Here is a 396-nt window from a genome sequence, read left to right on the forward strand (position 1 = left end):
CTTCGTAAACAGAGTAAAGTCAGATGATGGATTTGTCTGTAATATGATAGGAAGATTATTACTTGAGAATTGCGCAAATATCAATGAAGCAATGGAACTAATCCAAGAACTTCCACATCGACATACATTTAGCTATGTTCTGCTTGATCCATCCGGAAAATCCGTCGTAGCTGAAGTGTCTCCAAGAGATGTACGATTTCGGGAGGCAAATATGTGTACGAATCATTTTGAAGAACTAACCTATGAGAATCGCTATCGTACTGATGAATCGACGGAAAGACTAAATCGAATTGCTTCACAGCAATATTCCGTTCACAATCCGTACGAAGCTTACCAGTTGCTAAACAATATTGAAAAAGGTGTTTTCTCAAAGAAATATAACGCATGGGCAGGAAC

At 38.4% G+C, this 396-nt stretch carries 1 protein-coding gene; it reads left to right on the forward strand.

The annotated features are described in order from the left end of the window. Positions 1-43: 43 nt before the first annotated feature. Positions 44-396: carcinine hydrolase/isopenicillin-N N-acyltransferase family protein (locus CHM34_RS18730; RefSeq protein WP_240512082.1), on the forward strand; the 353-nt coding region annotated here is incomplete at its 3' end.

Source organism: Paludifilum halophilum, from assembly GCF_002245355.1.
Lineage (GTDB): Bacteria > Bacillota > Bacilli > Thermoactinomycetales > DSM-45169 > Paludifilum > Paludifilum halophilum.